The organism is Chryseobacterium sp. NFX27 (assembly GCF_049887855.1).
Taxonomy (GTDB): domain Bacteria; phylum Bacteroidota; class Bacteroidia; order Flavobacteriales; family Weeksellaceae; genus Chryseobacterium.
This window is the reverse complement of the sequence record NZ_JAGEKK010000016.1, coordinates 56,797-80,338: the sequence shown is the minus strand read 5'-3', so window position 1 is coordinate 80,338 and position 23,542 is coordinate 56,797. Positions and strand designations below refer to the sequence as shown.

At 38.5% G+C, this 23,542-nt stretch carries 25 protein-coding genes; 11 read left to right on the top strand and 14 right to left on the bottom strand.

What is annotated here, in order from left to right; translation table 11 throughout:
* Positions 1 to 24: 24 nt before the first annotated feature.
* Entirely contained in the window at positions 25 to 2,166 is a 2,142-nt protein-coding gene (locus tag J4Q03_RS16560) for a M3 family metallopeptidase (RefSeq protein ID WP_426049229.1), read from the bottom strand.
* Between the two features lie 59 nt (positions 2,167 to 2,225).
* Here J4Q03_RS16560 and J4Q03_RS16555 point away from each other — a divergent pair, with 59 nt between their 5' ends.
* Complete coding sequence (locus J4Q03_RS16555; protein ID WP_426049228.1) at positions 2,226 to 3,059, top strand: head GIN domain-containing protein; 834 nt, start codon at positions 2,226 to 2,228, stop codon at positions 3,057 to 3,059.
* Between the two features lies 1 nt (position 3,060).
* On the opposite strand, the gene J4Q03_RS16550 is transcribed toward J4Q03_RS16555, so the two are convergent.
* From J4Q03_RS16550 to J4Q03_RS16530, 5 genes are all read right to left on the bottom strand, one after another.
* Entirely contained in the window at positions 3,061 to 4,947 is a 1,887-nt protein-coding gene (locus tag J4Q03_RS16550; RefSeq protein WP_426049227.1) for a monovalent cation:proton antiporter-2 (CPA2) family protein, read from the bottom strand.
* Between the two features lie 3 nt (positions 4,948 to 4,950).
* Positions 4,951 to 5,472: an NAD(P)H-dependent oxidoreductase gene (locus J4Q03_RS16545; RefSeq protein WP_426049226.1), complete on the bottom strand. Its 522-nt coding sequence runs from the start codon at positions 5,470 to 5,472 to the stop codon at positions 4,951 to 4,953.
* A gap of 189 nt (positions 5,473 to 5,661) precedes the next feature.
* Positions 5,662 to 6,471, bottom strand: a complete 810-nt coding sequence (locus J4Q03_RS16540; RefSeq protein WP_426049225.1) for a TPM domain-containing protein — start codon at positions 6,469 to 6,471, stop codon at positions 5,662 to 5,664.
* Entirely contained in the window at positions 6,452 to 6,880 is a 429-nt protein-coding gene (locus J4Q03_RS16535) for a TPM domain-containing protein (RefSeq protein ID WP_426049224.1), read from the bottom strand. The genes J4Q03_RS16540 and J4Q03_RS16535 overlap by 20 nt, the downstream gene beginning before the upstream one ends.
* Positions 6,880 to 7,485 (bottom strand): LemA family protein, encoded by a 606-nt coding sequence (locus J4Q03_RS16530; protein ID WP_111959991.1) that lies wholly within the window; start codon positions 7,483 to 7,485, stop codon positions 6,880 to 6,882. The genes J4Q03_RS16535 and J4Q03_RS16530 overlap by 1 nt, the downstream gene beginning before the upstream one ends.
* 73 nt (positions 7,486 to 7,558) lie before the next feature.
* Here J4Q03_RS16530 and J4Q03_RS16525 point away from each other — a divergent pair, with 73 nt between their 5' ends.
* Together J4Q03_RS16525 and J4Q03_RS16520 are read left to right on the top strand one after the other, a co-directional pair.
* Positions 7,559 to 8,053, top strand: a complete 495-nt coding sequence (locus J4Q03_RS16525) for a dihydrofolate reductase (RefSeq protein WP_426049223.1) — start codon at positions 7,559 to 7,561, stop codon at positions 8,051 to 8,053.
* Positions 8,054 to 8,129: 76 nt separating this feature from the next.
* On the top strand, positions 8,130 to 8,699 hold the full coding sequence (locus J4Q03_RS16520; RefSeq protein WP_426049222.1) for a DUF2892 domain-containing protein: 570 nt from the start codon (positions 8,130 to 8,132) through the stop codon (positions 8,697 to 8,699).
* Between the two features lie 68 nt (positions 8,700 to 8,767).
* On the opposite strand, the gene J4Q03_RS16515 is transcribed toward J4Q03_RS16520, so the two are convergent.
* The 3 genes from J4Q03_RS16515 to J4Q03_RS16505 form a co-directional block, all read right to left on the bottom strand.
* Entirely contained in the window at positions 8,768 to 9,400 is a 633-nt protein-coding gene (locus J4Q03_RS16515; protein ID WP_426049221.1) for a trimeric intracellular cation channel family protein, read from the bottom strand.
* Positions 9,401 to 9,491: 91 nt separating this feature from the next.
* Positions 9,492 to 9,965 (bottom strand): pantetheine-phosphate adenylyltransferase, encoded by a 474-nt coding sequence (gene coaD / locus J4Q03_RS16510; RefSeq protein WP_426049220.1) that lies wholly within the window; start codon positions 9,963 to 9,965, stop codon positions 9,492 to 9,494.
* A gap of 168 nt (positions 9,966 to 10,133) precedes the next feature.
* Entirely contained in the window at positions 10,134 to 11,117 is a 984-nt protein-coding gene (locus tag J4Q03_RS16505; RefSeq protein ID WP_426049219.1) for a D-alanine--D-alanine ligase, read from the bottom strand.
* Between the two features lie 154 nt (positions 11,118 to 11,271).
* On the opposite strand from J4Q03_RS16505, the gene J4Q03_RS16500 reads away from it, so the two are divergent.
* The 6 genes from J4Q03_RS16500 (at position 11,272) to murI (ending at position 18,208) form a co-directional block, all read left to right on the top strand.
* Positions 11,272 to 12,372, top strand: a complete 1,101-nt coding sequence (locus J4Q03_RS16500) for a PASTA domain-containing protein (protein WP_426049218.1) — start codon at positions 11,272 to 11,274, stop codon at positions 12,370 to 12,372.
* 72 nt (positions 12,373 to 12,444) lie between these two features.
* On the top strand, positions 12,445 to 13,518 hold the full coding sequence (locus tag J4Q03_RS16495; RefSeq protein ID WP_306846534.1) for an RluA family pseudouridine synthase: 1,074 nt from the start codon (positions 12,445 to 12,447) through the stop codon (positions 13,516 to 13,518).
* Between the two features lie 51 nt (positions 13,519 to 13,569).
* Positions 13,570 to 14,520, top strand: coding sequence for a PorP/SprF family type IX secretion system membrane protein (locus J4Q03_RS16490; protein ID WP_426049217.1), 951 nt, complete (start codon positions 13,570 to 13,572; stop codon positions 14,518 to 14,520).
* Positions 14,521 to 14,570: 50 nt separating this feature from the next.
* Entirely contained in the window at positions 14,571 to 15,695 is a 1,125-nt protein-coding gene (gene hemW / locus J4Q03_RS16485) for a radical SAM family heme chaperone HemW (protein ID WP_426049216.1), read from the top strand.
* Between the two features lie 50 nt (positions 15,696 to 15,745).
* Positions 15,746 to 17,335, top strand: a complete 1,590-nt coding sequence (locus J4Q03_RS16480; protein ID WP_426049215.1) for a DUF4139 domain-containing protein — start codon at positions 15,746 to 15,748, stop codon at positions 17,333 to 17,335.
* A gap of 42 nt (positions 17,336 to 17,377) precedes the next feature.
* Complete coding sequence (gene murI / locus J4Q03_RS16475; protein ID WP_116014406.1) at positions 17,378 to 18,208, top strand: glutamate racemase; 831 nt, start codon at positions 17,378 to 17,380, stop codon at positions 18,206 to 18,208.
* 53 nt (positions 18,209 to 18,261) lie between these two features.
* On the opposite strand, the gene J4Q03_RS16470 is transcribed toward murI, so the two are convergent.
* Positions 18,262 to 18,864, bottom strand: a complete 603-nt coding sequence (locus J4Q03_RS16470) for a nitroreductase family protein (protein WP_426049214.1) — start codon at positions 18,862 to 18,864, stop codon at positions 18,262 to 18,264.
* An 82-nt stretch (positions 18,865 to 18,946) separates the two neighbouring features.
* On the opposite strand from J4Q03_RS16470, the gene J4Q03_RS16465 reads away from it, so the two are divergent.
* Positions 18,947 to 19,297, top strand: coding sequence for a winged helix-turn-helix transcriptional regulator (locus tag J4Q03_RS16465; RefSeq protein ID WP_426049213.1), 351 nt, complete (start codon positions 18,947 to 18,949; stop codon positions 19,295 to 19,297).
* On the opposite strand, the gene J4Q03_RS16460 is transcribed toward J4Q03_RS16465, so the two are convergent.
* From J4Q03_RS16460 to J4Q03_RS16445, 4 genes are all read right to left on the bottom strand, one after another.
* Positions 19,294 to 19,866 (bottom strand): RsmD family RNA methyltransferase, encoded by a 573-nt coding sequence (locus J4Q03_RS16460; protein ID WP_426049212.1) that lies wholly within the window; start codon positions 19,864 to 19,866, stop codon positions 19,294 to 19,296. The two genes, J4Q03_RS16465 and J4Q03_RS16460, sit on opposite strands and share 4 nt — an antisense overlap.
* Before the next feature lie 82 nt (positions 19,867 to 19,948).
* Positions 19,949 to 20,665 carry a DUF3822 family protein gene (locus J4Q03_RS16455; protein ID WP_426049211.1) on the bottom strand — a complete coding sequence of 239 codons (717 nt, stop codon included), beginning with the start codon at positions 20,663 to 20,665 and terminating at the stop codon, positions 19,949 to 19,951.
* 18 nt (positions 20,666 to 20,683) lie between these two features.
* The gene (locus tag J4Q03_RS16450) at positions 20,684 to 21,178 is read right to left on the bottom strand and encodes a Smr/MutS family protein (protein ID WP_426049252.1); all 495 of its coding nucleotides are present in this window, start codon (positions 21,176 to 21,178) and stop codon (positions 20,684 to 20,686) included.
* A gap of 32 nt (positions 21,179 to 21,210) precedes the next feature.
* Complete coding sequence (locus tag J4Q03_RS16445; protein ID WP_426049210.1) at positions 21,211 to 21,708, bottom strand: metallophosphoesterase family protein; 498 nt, start codon at positions 21,706 to 21,708, stop codon at positions 21,211 to 21,213.
* Positions 21,709 to 21,839: 131 nt separating this feature from the next.
* On the opposite strand from J4Q03_RS16445, the gene J4Q03_RS16440 reads away from it, so the two are divergent.
* Positions 21,840 to 23,384: a serine hydrolase gene (locus J4Q03_RS16440; RefSeq protein WP_426049209.1), complete on the top strand. Its 1,545-nt coding sequence runs from the start codon at positions 21,840 to 21,842 to the stop codon at positions 23,382 to 23,384.
* Positions 23,385 to 23,542: the final 158 nt, after the last annotated feature.

The following is a 23,542-nucleotide window of genomic DNA, read 5'->3' as shown; positions in this document are numbered from 1 at the left end:
CAATCGGATGCTTCTCTATATAAATTATTTTATAAAACCTCTGTTTCTCAATAAAGGTTTGATATCAGGATCATGACCTGTAAAGTCCCTGAATGCCTGGTTAAGATCTACAGAATTTCCTACAGAAAGAATATACTTTCTGAAACGGTCCCCGTTTTCTCTTGTCAGACCTCCGTTGCTTTTAATCCATTCCCATGCATCATTATCAAGAGTTTCAGACCACAGATAAGCATAATATCCCGCTGAGTACCCTCCGCCCCAGATGTGGGCAAAATAAGGGGTATGGTATCTTGGCGGTACTGTGGCTAAAGTAAATCCGTGACTGGCCAATGACTGTTTTTCAAAATCAAGAACCGGAATTAGCTGACTTTCATTGGTAACTGTATGCCAGTCCATGTCCAAAGCTGCCGCAGAAACAAGTTCTGTCGTCATATATCCCTGATTGAAAGTAGCTGCTTTTTTAATTTTTTCAACTAAATCCTGAGGAATCGGTTGTTTTGTTTCATAGTGGATTGCATAATTTTTAAGAACAATAGGGTCTAAAGCCCAGTGCTCATTGATCTGCGACGGGAATTCCACAAAATCCCTAGGAACACTTGTTCCTGAAAGTGATGGGTATTTCTGGCTGGCAAACATCCCATGAATGGAATGTCCAAACTCATGGAACATTGTGGAAACATCATCGTAGCTAATTAGTGAAGCTTTTCCAGGAGCCGGCTTCTGATAATTATAACAGTTTACGATGACAGGTTTTGTTCCTAAAAGATAAGACTGTTCAACAAAATTGCTCATCCATGCCCCCCCGTTTTTAGAATCTCGGGTATAGAAATCAAGATAATAGATCGCGATAGATTTTCCGTCGTGGTCAAAAACTTCATACGTTACCACATCCGGGTGATAAACCGGAAGATCAGTTCTTTTTTTGAAAGTAAGTCCAAAGAATTTTTCAGCGGCATAAAAAACACCTTTTTCCAGAACAGTAGTTACTTCAAAATAGGGCTTGATCTGGTTTTCATCAAGATCATATTTCGCTTTTCTTACCTGCTCAGCATAGAAATTCCAATCCCATGGCTCCACTTTGAAGCCGCCTTTCTGCTGATCGATCAGATCCTGAATATCTTTTGCTTCGCGTTTTGCCGTTTCCACTGCAGGAGTGGCGATCTGGTTCATCAGCTTGGTAGCTGCCTCAGGTGTTTTAGCCATCTGGTCCTGCAGTTTCCATTCAGCGAAGCTTTTCTTGCCTAAGGTCTGAGCTTTTTTAAGTCTCAGTTTAGCTAATTTTTCGATAGTTTCACGGGTGTCGGTTCCGTCGCCTTTCTCAGCTCTGAGCCATGACGCTTTGAAAAGTTTTTCTCTTGAGGTTCTGTTTTTCAGATTCTGAAGAAGTGGCTGCTGAGTTGTATTCTGAAGGGCAAGAAGATATTTTCCCGGCTGCCCCGCTGTTTTAGCATCCGTTGCTGCAGCTTCGATCTCATCGGCAGAAAGCCCATCAAGTTCTTTGGCATCAGAGAAAAACACACCTCCCTGCTTTCTTGCTTCCAATAATTTATTGGCATATTGCGTGGAAAGTGAAGCCAGTTCCTGATTGATCTGTTTTAGTTTTTCTTTATCAGCAGAAGAAAGATTTGCTCCTGCAATTTCAAAATTCTGTTTGTAAAACTGCACAAGTCTTTTTCCCTCTGCATCTAAACCGTCTTCTTTAATAGACTTGATTCTTTTATAGAGATTTTCATTCAGGTACATTTTATCAGAATGTGCTGCAAAAACAGGAGCATATTCCTCATCCAAAGCCTGAAGGGTAGGGTTTGTATTGGCGCTTGTAAGGTTAGAAAATACAATAGTGGCTCTTTTCAAAACTTCGCCGCTTTTTTCAAGCGCTACAATGGTATTTTCAAAAGTAGGAGCTTCCGGATTGTTGGCAATTTTCAGAATCTCAGCATCGTGCTGTTTTAGTCCAAAATCGAAAGCAGGTTTGAAATGTTCATTTTTAATTTTATCGAATTCCGGAGCTTCATACTGAAGCTTGCTTTTCTTCATAAAAGGATTTGAAGATAAGGATGGATCGGTAACAGGAATCTCCTGTTGAATATCGGTTTTCTTCATTGTAGTACAAGATTGGTTAAGTGCCAGCGCAGAAATTAACAATACCGATGAAATATTTTTCATAAATTAGTTGTTATTAAAGTATAAAGATATTAAAAACTTAATTTATAAAAGCAGTAAACATGAAATCGACAAGTCTTTTTATATTGTCAGCCTTTGCGCTGATAACCTCATGCAATGAGAAACATGACAGAAGAAGCAATGAAAATAATGACCGTAATAATGATAACGGCTGGGTAGACAAAGTGATAGACAAAGACAGTGGTCCCGTTAAAGAGAAAGTATTTAACGGAGATTTTGACGAAATAGAGGTTTCCCAGGCTATCGATGCTGAAATAATCAAATCCGGAACTGAAAAAGTGGTCATTTCTGCGCCGGAAAATATCCTCAATGAAATTCTTGTAGAGAACAGTGGCGGGAAGCTCCATATCCATTACAAGCAGGGAATAAGGGTGATGAACAGCCACAATGTAAAAGCTAAAATCTACACAAAAGATTTTACTAAGCTCGTTGCCAATTCTGCGGCAAGTGTTACTATAAAAGATAAATTCACACAGGAAAAAATGGATGTTGAAATATCCAGCGCAGCAAGCGTTTCCGGAGATCTGGAAGCCAATGATCTGGATATTTCTGCAGACAGCAGCAGCAGCTTCAGCGGAAAAGTATGGGCAGTAGACCTTGATGTTGATGCCTCATCAGCAGCAAGCATTGATATTTCAGGAAAAAGTAAAAATGCAGAGATTACTTCCTCATCAGGCAGCAGTATTTCAGGAAAAGAAGTCGTTGCCGATCATGTAAAAGCTGAAGCTTCCAGCGGGGCAAGTGTTGAGATCAGTGCTGTTTCATCACTGCATGCAGAAGCTTCTTCAGGCGGAAGTGTAAATGTTTCTAAAAGAGGTGAGCTTAAAAATGTAACCAAGCAGGAAAGCAGTGGCGGAAGCGTCAATATTCAATAAATTAATTAGGAGCTTCCTCGTCATTTTCTTCATCTACTGACGAGGAACCTTCCCAATTTCTGTTATCAAAATTAAGGTTGTCATAGGCCAGTAATTCCTCCTCACGTTGGAGGATTTCTTTTGTGGTGAATAATAGGATCTCATCATCATCCTTTGCTTTGGCCAGTCTTCTGATAGATGCTTTATCTATGGCCATAAATCTTTGTCCCATACGTCTTGCCGCATATTTTCTCATGCCGGTTTCATGAAGGACATCCACTGCCATATCTACTGCGGTTCCTAATGTTTCCCGGTAAATGTTTTCAATGCCATTATTGAGGTAATTATAAGCATCAATTCTGTTTTTTGCCCTTACAAAAATCCGTACTTTCGGATAATGTTCCCGAACCAGATCTGCTATGAATTTATTATCATCGGGATCATCAAGGCAGAGAACCAGGATCTCCGCATCTTCAATCCCTGCAGCTCTGAGGGTGGGAATTCTTGTCGCGTCTCCGTAATAAACCTTAAAACCGTAGCTTCTCAACAGTTTTACACGGTCGGAGTCCCTGTCCAGAACCGTTGCCGAAATTTTATTAGCTTTTAAAAGACGCCCCACCGTACTTCCAAAATGTCCGAAACCGACAATGATGATCTTCTTCTGGGTTATATCGTTGTCCAGAATATTAAAATCATTCTCCTCATCAGGAATTTCTTTAATGAATTTAGGAGTAATGAACCGGTCATTAATGATCAGGAGGATAGGAGTAATGCACATCGTGATCGCAGTAACAGCCATCATTTGTGCATTGAGTTCCGGACTTAGCAGATAAAGATCCGAAGCATAATTGATCAGGACAAAAGCAAATTCTCCTACCTGGGAAAGAGCAAATGCATAAAATAAACTCTGGGGAGTATCAATTTTAAAAAACTTTCCGATAGCATACAAAACTGCAAATTTTACGGCCAATACCGCAAAAACAGTAGAAAAAATAAACAGAGGATCCTGCTGGATAATATTAAAATTGATCGTAGAACCGACACTTACAAAAAATACAGCCAAAAGCAACCCTTTAAATGGATTGATTTGCGCTTCCAGCTCATGCCGGAATTCACTGTTGGCAAGCATTACTCCGGCCAGGAAAGCTCCCAGGGCCGGAGAAAGTCCTATCGCCACCATGAGCTCTGAAACCCCGATCACAAGGAATAATGACGAGGCAGTAAGCAGTTCCGTCATTCCCGACTTTGAAACATAGCGTAGGAAAGGAACAAATACATATCTTCCCAGAAGAATCAATATGGCAACCCCTAAAATCACCGTGCCGGCCTGCAGCCATTCCGGAAGTTTCTGAATAATAATCTGAATTTCGTTATTATGATGACTGGCTTTATAATTGGCGATGATCGGAAGAATTGCCAGAATAGGGATCACGGCAATATCCTGAAACAGAAGGGTAGAGAAGGAGGCTTCTCCGGCCATAGTTTTCAGGTTATTCTTTTCCTGCAGGGTCTGCAGTACAATTGCTGTAGAAGAAAGGGCAAAACACATCGCAATGGCAATGGCTTTATCGATCCTCCATCCGGCACTGATGAAAACCAGAAAGAGGAGGGAGATCGAAAGCAGCATCTGCGTAAGGCCAAGTCCCATGATTTTTTTCCGCATTTCCCAAAATTTTCGGGGTTCCAGTTCCAGTCCCACCAAGAAAAGAAGCATGATCACTCCAAATTCACTGGCGTGCATAATGTCGTTAACATCTTTTCCGGTAAGCCTTAGGACATACGGGCCAATGATAATACCTCCTAAAATGTATCCGATCACAGAACTCAGCCCGAATTTCCTCGCCAGCGGAACCATAATAATGGCTACACCCAGGAAAATTAATGTATTCATTGCTAAGCTGGACTCCATATGCTATTGATTGAGTAGTTCTGCAAATTCTTTTTTATGTAAAATAATATCTTTTTTGCTCAGTTTATTGGCTTCATAAACGATCTTGATATGTTTGATGTCGGCTTTGAAAACCTTTAGAGATACGATCAGTCCGCTGACGAGTTCTTCTACGGTGTACTGATATGTTCCGTTTTTGCTGAAAGATCTTTCCTTTCCTCCGGTCGTTATCAGAATGTGGACCTCTTTTCCTTCCAATGGATTGGTCTGTCCTTCCTTGAGCCAGTCCCTGTCAAAGACTTCATCAATCCATAATCTTAATAAAGGAGGCATTCCGAACCATATCAGTGGGAACTGGAAAATAAAACGGTCATAGTTTTTTAATCTTTTTCTCTCTCTGAATGCCGCAATATGAAAATCGGGATATTCCTCGTAAAGATCTCTAAGGGTAAAGTGCTGGTGGCGGACATAGAAATTAATAAGCTCTACATTTGAATTGGAGTGCTCTAAATAGGGATGTGCAAAAACTACCAGCGTCTTTTTCATAAACCTGTTTTCAGTAAATATAACGAAAAAAAATTGAATAAAAAATGGATTTTCAGTGGTTTTGTTAATTTTTCAATACGAAAACCTGAATTTAATATTAAAATAAAACAAAGAAATGGCTTGATTTTAATACATTAAATAAAAAATCGGGCAATCAGCCCGATTATATTAAATTTTGTATCTTCCAAATTACCATCCGCCTGAGGCTCCGCCACCACCGAAGCTTCCTCCGCCACCAAAGCCTCCGAATCCGCCACCTCCGCCAGAACTTCCGCCTCCAAAACCGCCTCCGAAGCTGCCAGGGAATGGGAAGAACCCGCCGGGATAATTTCTGCGTCCTCTTCTGGTGATGATGACATCGTCGTCGTCATTATTACCGCCGCCACGTCCGCCACCTCTGCCTCCGAAGATAAAGGCCAGAATAATAAAGATGACAAATGCGATAAGAAGGATTTTAAAAGCACTTCCGTTACCAGAAGGTGCTGAGGTTTCCATAGGTTTGAATTTCCCCTGAACAGCCTCCATAATCGCTGAAGTACCGCGGTTGATACCATCGTACCATTGTCCCTGCCTGAAATTGGGAGTGACAATATAATCAAGGATCTGTCCTGCAACAGAAGCGGTAAGGTACTGTTCTACAGCTCTTCCCTGTTGAATAGACATGGTTCTGTCTTCTGTAGCGATCAGGAAAACAACGCCATTATCCACGCCTTTTTTTCCGATCCCCCATTTTTCTCCGAACATGGTTGCCAGAAAATTTACATCTTCTCCTTTGGTAGAAGGGATAATGATCACTTCGATTTCTGTGGAAGTAGAATCTGCAAATTTGATCAGCTTATTGTTCAGTTCGTCTTTTTGCTGCTGCGTCAGCAGGCCTGCTTCGTCAAACACAGGATACAGAACCGCCGGCTTGGGCGGAATCGTGTATTGTGCCGATACAAAATTGTAAAAGCAGAAGAGTATTAATGAAAATACCAGTTTAAGAGAACGTAATTTCATTAGACAGCTGATTGGGATTCTTTCCTTCTACAGGAAAATATTTTTTTAATTCAAGACCTGTTTCCAGGATGCCGCTTTTTAAAGCTTTATAATAATTTCCTTTGGCAAATTCAGCAGTGATATAGTCGTGCAGATGATCCCAATAGGACTGGTGTACTTTATCATGGATTCCGATGTCACCAATAATGGTCAGATATTTCTGTTCGAAATTAACATGAAAAAGCACGGCATTTCTGTCGGCAGTTTTATTCATACATAGTTCTTTGAAAACCTCAAATGCAGTCTGTGCATTCTGCGTTTCCGTGTTCGAGTCAATGTGTACCCTGATCTCGCCTGTAGAATGTTCTTCTGCTGACTGTATGGCTTCCACAAGGGAAGCGATCTGCTGATTTGTCAGAAAACGGCTCATTATTTAAATACTTCTGGTGCTTTTTCTGCACCGGCTTCAGCCTTGAAGAAAGGTTTTTCTTTAAAGTTTGTAAAATTTGCCAGAATATTATTCGGGAACGTTTTGATTGTGGTATTGTAATCTTTGGCAGCATCATTATAATAAACCGTTTCGGTTCTGATGCTGTTTTCTATCGCCGTAAATTCTCTCTGGAAATTGATGTACTGCTGGTCCGCTTTTAAATTCGGATAAGATTCCACTACAGCCATTAATCTGCTTAATGCTCCGGATAATTCTCCCTGTGCAGCCTGGAATTTCGCCATATCTGCTTCCGTCATATTCGTAGGATCGATATTAATGGAAGTTGCTTTAGAACGTGCTTCAACAACTTTGGTCAATGTTTCCTGCTCAAATTTTGAATACGATTTAACGGTTCTTTCCAGATTTGGAATAAGATTGGCTCTTTTCTGATAGACTGTTTCTATATTAGACCATTTGGAATTCACGTTCTGTTCTTTCGAAACAAAATTATTATACCCGTTTTTCCCCCAGAAGAATAGTACACCTACAATGATAAGCAGTGCAATACCGATAGTTCCTGCGCTAAGGCAGCCTTTATTTTTCATAGTTTATTTTTTTTAATTTTTTGTGCTAATCAAATATACAAATTATGTGCTAATTTTGTAAAAAATTATTAGAATGACAACAATAGTGGTGGCCATGGGAGAGAAGAACGAGATCGGTTTTGAAAATAAACTGCTGTGGCATCTTCCTAAAGACCTGAAACACTTTAAAGATATGACTTCCGGACATCCTGTTATCATGGGCAGAAAAACTTATGAAAGTATAGGAAAGCCGCTGCCCAACCGTACCAATATTGTAATTTCGAGAAAGAAAAACTGGTTCGAAGAAGGGATACTGATCGTAGGGAGCATTAAAGAAGCGGTAAAATTCGCTAAAAAGATCGATGAAGAAGTGTTCATCATCGGTGGCGGAAATATCTACGAGCAGACTATGGAAATTGTTGATAAACTGGAAGTTACTTTGGTAAAGGCTGATCTTGAGGCCGATACATTCTTTCCAAAGATCGATCTGAAAGTCTGGAAAAAAACTGAAGAAACCTGTCATGAAAAGGATGAAAAGAATGAATATGATTTTTGCTTTCAGACCTTTGAACGGATCAAGAGCGAATAGTTATGAAAATTCTAACTTCTTACCTCTAGCTTCTAACCTGTAAATTTTCTATCTTTGCACTTTCTAAAACTGAACAATGAATAAGTACATAAAAATTGTAATTGCAGCAGTTCTTATCCTTTTAGGACTTTATATGATGATTTTCACAAGAAGTCTGGGCTGGGGAATTGTAGTATTCCTTCTTGCAGCACTGCCTATTATACTTTTCATCAAGAATGAATATATCCTCCTTGCCTTCTGGCAGCTGAGAAAACAGAATATGGAAAAAGCCGCACAATGGCTAAACGGAATTACCAATTACCAGGCGCAGCTTCATAAATCCCAATATGGATATTTTCACTATTTACAGGGACTTACCCAGGCTCAGGAGCATCCTGCGAAAGTGGAACCACTGATGAAAAAAGCTTTGGAATATGGTCTGAATATGAAGCATGACAGAGCAATGGCAACATTGAATCTTGCAGCAGCAGCCATTTCTAAAGGAAGAAAACAGGAAGGGCAGAAGCTTCTGGAGGAAGCTAAAAGATTGGATTCGGCAGGAATGATGACGGATCAGATTAAAATGATGAAAGATCAGCTGAAAATGCCTTCTATGCAGAAACATATGCACAACCCGAATATGAGACAGAGGGGGAAATTCTTCTAAAAACAACATACGAAAACTAAAAAAGCACCTGAATTCGGGTGCTTTTTTTATTATATGTGAGGACATTACTACATCTCAGAATTCTGATCATAGCCATAAAATTTAGGGATCTGCCATTGATATTTGACGGCAAGAGTTCTGATCGCGACAATGAGCATAATAGTGAATATCTGTATAAATGTATAGGAAAGCGGGATAAGTTTAGTCATCAGAAGAAATGCAGAACCTCCGACAATACATGCTGTAGCGTAGATCTCTTTCCTGAAGATCAGCGGAATTCTGTTGAGGAGGATATCCCGTATAATTCCTCCGAAACAGCCGGTTATGGTTCCCAAAGCAATACATATCAGGGGATGTATATCTGCATTCAATCCTTTCTGAACTCCGATAATGGTAAATAGTCCCAGCCCGAAGCTGTCAAAAATAAATAAGGTTACCTTGAAGTTCTTTTCAATGGATTTGAAGATCATGGCAAAAATGCTTGTACCCAAAATCAGTGCACACGTTAAAAGGTCGTGCATCCAGAAAACGGGAATGTCCAACAGGAGATCTCTTACAGTTCCTCCGCCCACAGAAGTGACAAATGCAATAATCAGTACCCCGAACGGATCAAGGCGTTTCTGCATCGCTGCAAAACTCCCCGACATCGCAAATGAAATGGTTCCGAGCACCTCTATGGCAAAATTGAACTGTTCGTGCATATATGTATGAATGGTAAATGATAATCGATGAATGATTTCTGCATAAGCAAATCTTTGGCCATTACATCAGTTATCATTTATTGTTGATCATTTATTTTGCTTTTTTTTCTACCCTAACAGCTTCCGGAACCAGCAATTCGTATTCTCCGTTGTGGTTGATGATCTCCCTTACGATACTGCTGCTGATGAAAGATTTTCCGGATGAGGTTAATAAGAATACGGTTTCCAGCTTTTTGTGGGCTAAAGTTCTGTTGGTGTGGGCTATTGCTTTCTCAAATTCAAAATCGGCAGGGTTTCTTAATCCTCTGAGGATGTATTGTGCATCCTTTTCAAAGCAGTAATCTACTGTTAATCCTTCAAAAAAGTCAACTTCCACATTGGGGAATTCAGCGACGGAATTTTGAATAAATTCCATTCTTTTTTCCAGTGGAAACATATATTTTTTTTGGGAGTTCTGCCCGATCGCAATAATCAGTTTGTCAAAAAGCGGAGCCGCTCTTTCAATAATATCATAATGTCCCAGGGTAATAGGATCAAAAGATCCGGGGAAAACAGCAATTTTCATGTTTTACGTGTTATGATGAGTTATGGGTTGCGAGTTTGTGTTTCGGAGTTTCGGGTTGCGAGATTCAGGTTTCGGGGTATAGTGTACTATTCACCGGGTTTTTCTTCCATCTTCAAACTTCCATTCATTAACAACTAACTTCTAACCTCTAGATTCTAACTTCTATTATTATTTATTCAGTGCTTTTTCTACTTCGTTTCCACAGAGATCTGTGATGGATATTCCATAAATTTTTGCCTGTTGCGGAAGAATGCTGGCAGGAGAGAATCCCGGATTGGTATTCATTTCAAGCATATAAGGAATACCGTCCATAAGGATGAACTCACTTCTTGAAAAACCGCTCATGCCAAGGGAATTGTAAGCTCTTTTTGAAATTTCCTCGACTCTGATTCTGGTTGCATCGTCAATTCTTGCAGGAGTAATTTCTTCTGAAGCCCCTTCATATTTAGCCTCATAATCGAAGAATTCATTGGTCGGTACGATTTCGGTGATTCCTAAAACGATGGTTTCCCCTTTGAAATCTATGACGCCTACAGAAACTTCCATTCCGTCCAGAAAGCTTTCGATCAGGATTTCATTATCTTCTTTAAATGCAATTTCAGTCGCAGCAATTAATTCTGACTTTTCCTTTACTTTTGAGATTCCCAGAGATGATCCGGACTGGTTGGGCTTAACGAAAACCGGAAGGCCAAGACTTTCAACAATTTCGTCCGTATTGATATCTTCTCCTTTTCTTAAATAAATGCTTTTAGCAGAAGGAATACCATATTTTGACAATACAGCCAATGTATCTTTTTTATTAAAGGTTAAAGCACTCTGATAGAAATCACAACCGGTGTATTTCTGTCCGATGGCGTCCCAGTAAGCCTGAAGAATCCCGTTTTCACCCGGAGTTCCGTGGATAATGTTGAAACAGGCATCGAATTTCAGTTTCTCATTGTTGTCCAATGTCACCGAAAAATCCCCGCGGTTGATTTCATATTTTTGATCGTTTTCCCCTAAAAAGTACCATTCATCTTTAAGGATGATCACTTTATATACATCATAGAGATTTCTGTCCAGAGAATCGTAGATCAACTGACCGCTTTTTAAGGAAACCACATATTCATCTGAATAGCCTCCCATGACAACGGCAACACTTTTTTTGCTCATAACCATTATAGTATCAATTAAGGCAAATTTAATCATTTTATGTAATGCAATAAGGGAAATTCAGAAATTTTAAAATTGAAATGAATTGTGTTAAATAAAAGTACATTTAAAATTATTAGCTATATTTGCCGTTATAATTAAAGTATTTTTAAGTATGCTTAAATCACTTTTCAATTGGAAAGTTTTACTGAATTTAGTAGTCGCCATCGGAATTTTTGTGGGGTTAGTGTGGCTTACTTTCCGCTGGCTGGAATACCATACCAACCATGGTCAGGAAATTCCTGTGCCTAATGTTATTAATAAATCGGTTTATGATGCCGTAAAAATATTAGAGGATACCGGGCTGGAATATGAAGTAGACAGTGCTGAGTACAATCCAAAATATAAGCCTTTTCAGGTTTTAAAGATGCATCCTTTGTCCAGTTCCCGTGTAAAGCCGGGTTCGCTGGTAAGAATTGTAGTTAATCCCAGAACATGGGCTCCTATTACCATTCCGGATGTGATCAATAAATATTCAGGACTGGCTTTCCAGAGACTGGATCAGGTTGGTCTTAAGATCGGCGATACCATCTATGAGCCGAGTATTCAGAAAGATGCTCTTTTAAGAGTATTATATAAAGGTAATGCCGTTAATCCGGGATCACGTCTTCCGAGATTCTCCGTGATTGATGTTGTAGTAGGCTCCGGTCCTATGAGAAATATCTCAATTCCTAGTGTAGTAGGCCTTTCTGTAAAAGAAGCCAAAGCGGTTATCGCCAAAAGCTTATTTGAAGTAGGATTGGTAGAGCATGAAGATGGAAGTAAAGATGAATCTGACATTATCTATTATCAGGATCCGGCTTCCGGAGATGTAAGAGACCAGGGAATGCAGATTGACCTTTGGGCAAGTAAGAGAACGCCTGCCGAGCTTAGAGCTAAAGTAGAACAGCTGAACTCTATTTACCGTATGAAGGTAGATACTTCACTGCCTCCGGTACATTATGACGAAGTTCCTAGCTATCCGGAGCCAAGTTATAACCCACCTGCAGCAGCGCCTGTACCCAAAAAAGAAACTCCTAAACCTGAACCGGCAAAGACGGAACCAGCCAAAACTGGTACAGCTACCGGAACCAAACCATCAGGAACGGTAACAGAAAAGCCTAAATCCACTGCAACAGGCAGCCAGGGTTCGGGAACTAAGCCGGCAACAACGACAGGAAATGCAACACAGCAGCCGGTCCAAAAGCCAAAGGCTAAAAAAGTAGTGGTAGAATAATCACGGTTTATTATATAAAATATAGGCTTCAACTGCAAAATGTTGAGGCCTTTTGCGTAAAAAATAAAAATAATGGCAGAAGATAACGAAGACTTTTTAGATGAAGAATTATTGGATTCCGACAGTTTGGAGAACATCGATATTGATGAGGAGAATAAAGGACTGTATGAACATCTTAATATCAAAGTCGATAAAAACCAGGAGCCGTTAAGAATCGATAAGTTCTTATTGATATACAGGCAAAATTCTTCCCGGAATAAAATTTCACAGACCTGCAGAGCCGGAAATGTTGTTGTAAACGGAGTGCCGGTAAAACAGAATTACCGGGTGAAGCCGGGTGACCAGATTTCGGTGCTTCTTGCCCATCCGCCAAGGGAAAATGTGATCATTCCTCAGGATATTCCTGTGAATATTATTTATGAAGATGACGATCTGGTAGTAGTAGATAAGGAACCGGGAATGGTGGTACATCCAGGTCATGGTAACTGGGACAAAACATTGGTAAACGCACTGGCTTTCCACTTTGAAAAGAGCGGTGAGAAATCTGACCTCGACAGAGTAGGGCTTGTTCACAGGATTGATAAAGATACTTCCGGTCTTCTGGTGATTGCAAAAAACGAATATGCATTGAGCTTTTTAGCGAAACAGTTTTTCAACAGAACGACAAAAAGATTATACTGGGCTTTTGTATGGGGAAATCCTCAGGAAGATGAGGGGACCATAAGAGGGCATATCGGCAGGCATCCCAAAAACCGGATGCAGATGTCCGTTTATGAGGACGGAAGTCACGGAAAGCACGCAGTGACGCATTATAAGGTTTTAGAACGCTTTAAATATATGACCTGGGTAGAATGTAAACTTGAGACAGGAAGAACCCACCAGATCCGGGCCCATTTCAAACATATCGGGCATACTTTGTTTAATGACGAAAGATATGAAGGGCATACCCCTTTAAGAGGAGTGAATCTGCCTAAGTATAAGCAGTTTATAAAAAATGTTTTCGAAATTCTTCCCAGACATGCGCTCCATGCGCATACTTTAGGGTTTATACACCCAACCACTAAAAAGGAATTATATTTTGAGAGCCCAATGCCCAAAGATATGGCGGATGCCGTAAAAAAATGGAGAAATTATTTAGAAAACTAAAAATATATTGAGAATTTTTTTATATTTGTTGAATTGAAATCAAGATTTGTTATGAGAAAACTATATGCTATCGTATGTTTAGCTCTTTTGTCAAATGCATACAAAGCACAAGAATCACTACCATACTATCAGCAATATCTTTTGGATGGTGAATTCCTGTTCAACCCAGCTCAGTACGGAAAGACCGATTACGTACAGCTTAATGCTAATTACCACAAACAATTTGACAAGTTCAGCGATTCTCCAAATACGCAGTCTATAGGAATCAACGGGAACATTTTCGACAGAGTGGGAGCAGGGCTCTCTATTTTCAGAGACAGCAATGGCCCTATTTCTGCAGGCGGTATTACAGCGGGAGCTTCATACTTTATTCCACTAAGTAGTGAGGGAGACAGAAAAGATCAGTTCTCTTTCGGTACCAGTGTTTCATTTTATAATATGAACTTCGACTATACTTCAGTGAACGTTGAAGATGGTTACGATCCATTATTGATCGGAAAAGAAGGGAATATTTTTATGGCTTACGCCAACTTCGGTGCAGCAGCTACCTATAGAAATATCTTTGCAGGAATCTCTGTAAATGATATCGCATTAAGTAATGATAAGGCTATCGTAAACGGAATTGAGCCTTCACCAATTAAATTCTTCTTAAACTTAGGATATGACTGGCATTTTGCTGACAATATCTTTGTAACGCCATCAGCTTTGATCAACCTGAATACCAATTCAACAAGGATGGTTGACTATAACTTAATGGCTACTTTCTTTAATGACATCAATTCATTCTCCGCTGGAGTAAGCTACAGAACGGTACAGAACAGATTTGACAGCCAGCAGCTTCAGGTGGCACCGGTTGTTAAAGTAAGATTTAATAAATTCATGATCGGAGCCACGTATAACATCGGAATGTCTGATATCCAGACCTATGGAGGAAACAGCTTTATGATCAGCTTAGGTTATAACTTTGATAACTTTATTAATCATAGAGGATATAGATACTAATATGATTTAATTTAAATAAATTTGAGCTCTGAAATTTTCAGGGCTTTTTTATGATATATATTCACATACCCTTCTGCAAACAGAAATGCAGCTACTGTAATTTTCACTTTTCTACCTCTTTGAATTTTAAAGATGAGATGATCCGTGCCATGAAGACCGAAATCAGGCTTAGAAAAGACGAACTGCAGAATAAAAGTTTAAAATCTCTGTATTTCGGCGGCGGAACACCGTCTATTCTTTCAGCAGATGAAATCAATTCCTTAATTGATGAGGTTCTGAAGTACTTCAGTTTTGACAGTGATATTGAAGTAACCCTGGAAGCCAATCCTGATGATCTGGACAAAAGCTTTTTAAAGCAGCTGACCCAATCGCCGGTCAACAGGCTTTCTATCGGTACCCAAAGCTTTTTCGAGGAAGATCTGAAGCTGATGAACCGTGCGCACAATGCTTCCGAAGCGGAAGATTCCATCAAAAGAGCACAAGATTTTGGGTTTGAAAACCTGAGCATTGATCTGATTTATGGTTCGCCGACCTCCAATATGGAGATCTGGAAAGAAAATTTAAACAAAACAATAGCCCTTGAAGTTCCACATATTTCATCTTATGCATTGACAGTTGAGCCAAAAACAGCTTTGGAGAACTGGATTTCAAAAGGAAAAGTGGCCAGTCCTAGAGAAGAAGAGCAGAATAATGAGTTCTATTATTTGTCAGATTTCTTAAAAGACAACGGATTTGAGCATTATGAAGTCTCCAATTTTGCAAAACCAGGCTTTTATTCAAGACATAATTCTGCGTATTGGAAGTATAAAGAATATCTTGGAATAGGTCCTTCCGCGCATTCGTACAACGGATTTGATGTGAGAAGCTGGAATATTGCCAATAATCTGCAGTATATTAAAAAGCTTGATGCCGGAATTCTGGCTAAAGAAGAAGAGCTCCTGTCACAACAAGATCAGTTCAATGAAATGATTATGATTGGTCTCAGGACAATTTGGGGAGTAGATCTTGAAAGCCTGAAGAATAAATTCAATGATCAGATTCTTGAACACTTCCAAAATGAAATAAAATCTAAAATAGAAGAAGGTATTTTAATCACTGAGAACAATCATTTGAAAATCCCGGAAAAGCATTGGTTTATGGCGGATGGAATTGCATCAGATTTATTTTTGGTATAAGGTTTATTGATGTATATTTGGAATTATACTCTAAATATAAACCATGAATTATGAGAAAAAACTTACTATTATTTCTTCTTCTTTTTAGCACCTTACATTTCTCTCAAAAACCGATTTTTACAAAAGCAAAAGTTAATGCTGTGAATGTTTACAGAACTTCTGCTGAACTTCATAATTATGTGAACGTTCCGCTTCCTGCAGGGACTTCTGAGGTTGTTGTGACCAATATTTCGGATGAAATTATGGAGAAATCAATACAGATTAATACGAATAATAAAGATGTTTCAATTCTATCTGCGCAATACAGAGACAGCTACAACTCGAATTATTTTGAGAATAATAATCCTAACGGAAAGAAAATTAAAGACAGTATTGCTATCTTGGAAAACCTCAGTACGAAAATCAATATTGAACGGCAGACAAATGAAAAAACACTGGAACTTTTAGACAAAAATCAGGGACTTCTAGTCGGAAGCAATACTTCCAGTGTAGCTCAGTTGATGCAGCTGACAGAATATTATAAAGCCAAAAGAAATGAAATTAGCATAGCGCAGCTTGATATTAATAAAAAATATACACAAACTGTACAGAAGCTTGAAGCTTTAAAAAACCGTCTGAAAGCTAATACAGAAGCTGAAGAAACTTTTTCTGATGGTGTTATTGTTCTGAGAATTGCAAGCAGTGGAGGCGGGAATGCAAAAATGGATCTAGGATATTTGGCAGAAAATGTTTTTTGGGAACCGTTTTATGAAGTGAAGGGCAATAAGCTTACTGAACCTTTAGATGTCACTTTTAAAGCAAAGGTAAGACAGGATACCGGACTTGACTGGAAAGGAGTTAAGCTTTCATTAATCAATGCGAGATCTTCAAGAAATAATGAAGCTCCGGTTATGAATCCCTGGTTTTTGAACTCTTATGATAATAAAGAAAGAGCAAACATTGGATATTCAGGAAAAAGAGATACTATTGGCACGATGGAGATTGAAGAAGTTGTAATGGTAGGTTATGGAATGAAAATTAATGAAAATCAGTTAAACGTAAGTTTTGATACAGATATTCCTTATGATATTCTGTCAAATGATGAAGACCATTTTATCAACCTAAAACAGATTAAACTTCCCGCAGATTATAAATACTATACAGTTCCAAAATACAATGCTACTGCCTATTTGGTTGCAGATATTAAAGATTTTAACAAATATAATCTGATTTCAGGTCCTGCCAGTGTGATCTTTGAAAATATGTACGTAGGCGAAACAAGGATTAATCCCAATCAGGCAAATGATAAGATGAGCATCACCCTTGGTGATGACAAGAAAATTAGTGTACGTAAAGAAGTGGTAAAAGATAAGGCAAGTGAGAAATTATTTTCTTCTTATCAGGAAAAAACAATTACTTATGATCTTGTTGTCCGGAATCATAAAAAAGAAGCAATCAATATCGAGATAAGGGATCAGATTCCTTTAAGTAAGGATGAAGCTGTAAAGATTGAACTTCTTGAAAGTGATAATGCTGAACTCGATAAAGAAAAAGGATTTTTACTGTGGAACGTTAAAATTTCCTCATCCGAAACTAAAAAATTCAGAGTGAGCTATAAAGTAAGATACCCGAAAGATTTTTCAATCAGTAATCTTAATTAAATATCCGATTATTCACTATTTTTGTATAAAATTTCAGTTCATTTGAAAACTAAAAAGCAAGATTATTCACATCTTTCACCAAGCCAGCCTATCGGTATTTTCGATAGCGGGGTGGGAGGACTTACCGTAGCCAAAGAGATCAAAAGACTTCTTCCCCACGAAGATCTGATCTATTTTGGAGATACCAAACACCTTCCGTACGGTGAAAAATCGAAGGACGCGATTATAGAATATTCTACCAAGATCACCAATTTTCTGCTTCAGCAAAACTGTAAAGCAATTGTTATTGCCTGTAATACAGCTACAGCAAATGCTTTAAACGAGGTCATGCAGTCTGTAAATGGAAAAGTCCCTGTCATAGACGTTATTAATCCCGTTGCTGAAAAAGTAGCCTATGAGATCCACAATAATGTTGGAGTTATTGCCACAAAAGCAACGGTCAATTCCGGATTGTATAAAAAGAGCATCAGAAAGCATAATAAATGGATCAAGGTTGATGAGCTGGCTACTCCGTTGCTGGTCCCTGCCATTGAAGAAGGATTCAAGAACCATCCGATCACGCATGCTATCATTTATAATTATTTAAGCAATAATAAGCTTAAAAATATTGAAACCCTTATCCTTGGATGTACCCATTATCCTTTGCTGATTGACGAGATCAAACAGTATTACGGAAACAGGGTGCGTGTAATAGATTCTCCGAATATTGTGGCCAATCACCTGAAGATCATCCTGGATAAATACCATCTTCTGAATGACAATAATCCAAAGCCAAACTATCATTTCTATCTTTCGGATCTGACAAAAAACTTTGAAAAGATCTCTAAGAAATTCTTTGGAAAAACAATAGACCTTGAATTGAAAGTATTATAATACAAAAAGCTGTTTCACCCGAAACAGCTTTTATTTTAAACAAAGTTGGACCGTTAGGACTCTAAAATAACGATTTCGCTCTTCAGCCTTCTTTTAGGAGTCGTTTCAGGATGGTTAGTATCATTCTCGTCTCTTTTCCCGATGGCTACTGCAAAAAGTGTTTTATAAGAATCATTTTTCAGGATTCCGTCATATTTTTCCGTTTCAATACCTTCCATAGGAGTAGAATCTATTCCCATAACAGCACATGCGGAAAGAAGAACACCCAGTGAAAGATAAACCTGATGTCCCATCCATGCCCGGATGGCAGCTTCGCCATTTGGTTTTACCATATTCCTGTAGTAATTGACTGAGCCTTCAGGAAGATTTTCTTCAATTTGCTTTTCAAAATCTCCGGGATTTTTTATCACCTGGAATACAATGATATGGCTGCTGTCCAATACTTTTTCCCTGTTAAAATAAGATGCTTCTGCCAGCTGTTCTCTGAGTTCTGGTTTATTAACGAAAATAAAATTCCATGGCTGGCTGTTGATCGAAGAAGGACTTAAATTAAGAATTTCCTTCAATTCTGCAATCTGTTCTGCTCCTATTTTTTCCTGTGGATTATACTTTTTTACAGTATACCTTTTTTTCATTTGTTCTAAAAAGTTCGTCATCTTTATACTATCATTTTTATAGTTACAAAAGTAATTTAAGTTTACTACCTTTGCAATAACGGTAAAAAAGGATAGTATAAAAATGTACACAATAGATAACAAAGAATACCCGTGCTGTACCAGCGTGACTATGAAATTTATAGGAGGGAAATGGAAAGCTGTTATTTTATTCCATCTTACGGATGGTGCCAAAAGATATAATGAACTGAGAAAATTAATTCCAACCATCACAGAACGAACACTAAGCCTGCAGCTGAAACAGCTTGAGGAAGATCATATCGTCAACAGAAAGGTATATACTGAAAAGCCTCCGTTAATGGTAGAATATACGCTGACGGATTTTGGAAAGACATTGCTGCCCGTCATCGAGGCTATTACAAACTGGGGAATTGCAGCACCGGATATCTCCGTAAAAAAGATAATCAGGAATTAAATTTCCTGATTATCTTCTTTATTCGCTTCGAAAAAACTGAAACTTACATTTCCGTATTTTCGGGTGTCTATTAAGTTGGGATGCTCCAGTTTCATTCTGCTCTGATGTTCTACGATCAGAACACCATTCTGCTTAACAAATTTATTGTTGAGAACCAAAGATAATAACTCATAATACTTCTTCTCTTCCATTTCGAAAGGAGCATCGGAAAATATGATCTCAAAGCTTTTCTTGTTTCTGAACTTTTTAAGCCAGTCAAAAACATCCCCTCTCTGAACATTGACCTGCAATGACATATCAAGTTCTGAAGCCGTAGCATTGATAAAGCTGGTATGTTTCGGATTCAGCTCCACAGAAGTGATGTCCTGGCATCCTCTGGAGCCAAATTCGAAAGTGATAGAGCCAATACCTGCAAAAAGATCAAGTACTGAAATCGACTGCATATCATATTTATTTTCCAGGATACTGAAAAGCGCCTCTTTGGCAAAATCAGTCGTAGGTCTTACATCAAAATTTTTAGGAGCGGCTATTTTTTTGGCTTTCCACTTGCCTGAGATTATTCTGAACATATTTGTTTAGGTTTAGGTGGTAGGAATTAGGGATTAGGGGAAATATGTTGGCGTAAGCCCTAGTCCCTAATTCCTAGCTCTTTTAATTAAGTATAAAATTCTTATTCGGAACGTTGTCGAAAACAATTCTCATATTTTTAACGAATTTCTGAAGTTCGGAAATGAAGGTTTCATTTTCCGTGGTTTCGCCATAAGCGTAAAAATTAGTTTCATTAATTCCAAAGCCTATTTTACTGAGCGTAAACATCACGAAATACAGAAAGTCAACTTCAGAATTCACATCGAGGTTATTGTATAAAATGACCTTCTTATTATCAATAGCAAAAAACTCACATTGATTATGGTATAGATTAATGTGAATCTCCTTACTGTTCTTATTGTTGAGTGAATTCAAAAACTTTTCTCCCGAAAAATTAAAATGAACCGGAATGGCCAACTCTTTTATTTTTTTGTAAAAGCTTTTAGGGAATGTATAATAAAACTGTACCCCGAATTTTTTATTTACAGAAAGCATGAGCTCTTCTCTTTCCCTGTCAGCAGGAGCATTGAAAGCAATCAGCTCAAATCCTGCTTCATGCTCAGAAAATCCTTCAGGCATCAGGGTGAAATGGTTCAGGGCCGAGATCACATGAATTTCGTCAAACCTCTGCTTAAGAAGAATTTCATCCAGTTTATCTTCAATAAGAGTTTCCGGAGTTTCCTCAGTAACGAAATAAGACTTTTCTTCCTGAATGCTTTTATTTTTTGCAATCTGGTAGATTAATCCGTCTTTGGTAAAAAGTAAATTAAGTACGTTCATATTTCAATTGCTGCAAATTTAGTGAAATTCTATCATAACGGCACCCGATTGATGATGAAGTATTTCCTTATTATAGAAATCGATATCTGTCTGGCTTTCCAAAACATCCATAACCATTTTCTGCAGTGTTCCGTCACCGATCCCGTGAACGATCTCCAGCCTCTTCAGGTGATGTTTTCTGCAGAAATCAAGAACTTCCGTTAATTTCGCTTTTTGAATGAAAAGTCTCTCAAAACTGTCATAATCACTGGGATTTTTAACCAGATTATGAAAGTGCAGATCCAGGACCATATGATTCTTCTGATGTTTTTTGGAAGTCACTTTCTTCGGTTCCGCTTTTCTTACTACCCGGATATTTTCATAAAGCGCTGCGTTTTTCGGAACCAGTTTCTCTTTCGGATATTGGTAGGTAAATCCGTATTCATCCTTAAAAACAACAATATTGCCGTTCACGGAAGTAATTATTCCGCTTAAATCCTCATCTACTACAGAAACTTTGTCCCCGATTTTCATGTATTGTGCTCCTTCTTTTATTGTTTTCAAAATTAAATCTTAGGTCCCAGTTCAATGATTTCCAAATCTTTGATCTCTTCACCTTCCACTACAAAACGCATCATAGTCCTCGTCTTATGCCAGCCCTGTTTTCCACAGGCTCCGGGATTCAGATGCAGAAGATTGTTCTTTTGATCAAACATAGCCTTCAGAATATGAGAATGTCCTGAAATAAACACCTTCGGAGCCTTTGCAGAAATTTCTCTGTTTGTAAGCGGTGCGTATTTTCCGGGATATCCACCGATATGGATCATCAGAACTTCAAGATTTTCGCAGAAAAAGCGGTTTACTTCTGGAAATTCAGCACGGATCTTCGCGTTGTCTATATTGCCGTAAACCCCTTTTAAAGGCTTTATTTTTTCCAGTTCTTCAATCACCTCCATACTTCCGAAATCTCCGCAATGCCATATTTCATCAGCCTGATGGGCATATTCTAAAATCCTGTCGTCTATATAGGAATGGGAATCGGAGAGAAGAAGAATCTTTGTCATTAAGATTTGAAATTTTTACAAATTTAGGAAAGATTTTTTCTTTTAAGGATCAGATTATTTTTAAATAAACAAAGTTTTACAGGAGAAGCCGGCATCACCTAATATTTACTAAATTTGAGAAAATTTTAAAAATGAAGCAGAAATTTTCTCTTTTACTTTTTCTTATAGCAGTAGGGCTTTTCAATGCCCAGGTTGAAGAAAAGAAATTGGATGAACTGATCCAGAATACTTTAAAAACCTTTGATGTTCCCGGAATGTCAGTAGGAATCATAAAAGATGGAAAAGTAATCTATTCCAAAGGGTTCGGACAGCGTTCTTTAACCACCAGACAGCCGATGGATGATAGTACATTGGTAGGAATTGCATCCAATTCAAAAGGGTTTACCTGTACTGCACTGGCTATTTTAGCTGATGAAGGAAAACTGAACTGGGACGATAAAGTTTCAAAATACATCCCTGAATTTCAGATGTATGATCCGTATGTTTCTCAAAACGTAACTATTAAGGACCTTGTAACCCACAGAGCCGGATTAGGTTTAGGACAGGGCGATCTGATGTTTTTCCCTGAAGGTGGAAACCTGACGGTTAATGATATAGTTCACAATGTAAGATATCTGAAGCCGGAAAACCCATTCAGAACGACACTTGATTATAACAATATTATGTTCATCGTAGCGGGAGAAGTGATCCACCGGATTTCCGGACTGAGCTGGGCCGAATTTATTGAGCAGAGAATTATGAAACCTGTAGGAATGACATCCAGTTTCGGAAGCTACAGCAGAGCTAAGGCAGTATCCAACAAAATCGATGCACACGCCCCTGTAGACGGGAAAGCTGTTGCCGTTCCGCATGATTGGAATGAAACAGGTAATGCAGCAGGAGGAATTATGAGCAATATTAAAGATATGACGACCTGGGCTGACTGTCTTTTAAATAATTTCACCACTAAAGACGGCAAAAAACTGGTTTCAGATAAAAACGTACAGCAGTTATGGAGTTTACAGATCCCTGATAGGGTCGCGACAAAAAATCCTTATGATACAAGCTTTTATGGATATGGATTAGGATGGTTCCTGAGTGACGTGAAAGGACACAAACAGATTCAGCATACGGGAGGATTAATTGGAACTGTTACCCAATTTACGCTGATTCCGGACCTGAAACTGGGAATTGTAGTATTAACAAACCAACAGTCCGGAGCCGCTTTTAATACAGTTACCAACACCGTAAAAGATTCTTACCTGGGAGTAGCAGACAGAAACTGGCTGAAAACCTATGGTGAAAGAATGACCAAAGTAAATGCTGAATATGAAAAGCAGAAAAAAGAAGCTTTTGCCCAATCAGAGGCTTTTAAAAAAGAAAAAAATCTTCATCCTAAAGCCGAACAGTTCATTGGAAAATATAATGATCAATGGTTTGGCGATGTAGAAATTTCTCAACAGGGAAATACATACAGGATCTCCTGCCAGAACTCTCCAAGACTGAAAGGCGAACTGCTTCCGTATTCCAATAATTCTTTCATTATAAAATGGGATGACAGAAGCTATGATGCCGATGCCTATATTATTTTCAATTACAATGAAAATGGAAAAGCAGAGTCTGCAAAACTAAAACCAATATCAGATATTACAGATTTCAGCTTTGATTTTGGTGATCTGGATCTCAAAAGAAAATAACTGAAATGAAATTGCTGAAAGCAAAATTGTGAGTAAAAAGATAATTCAATAGGAGCGGGCTTTAGCCCGCTTTTTTATGAATGAAATTTGGCTTTAGCCAAAATATAGATCAATATAGGTTTTCTCCTTTTGATACATGAAAAAGGAATAGAAACAGA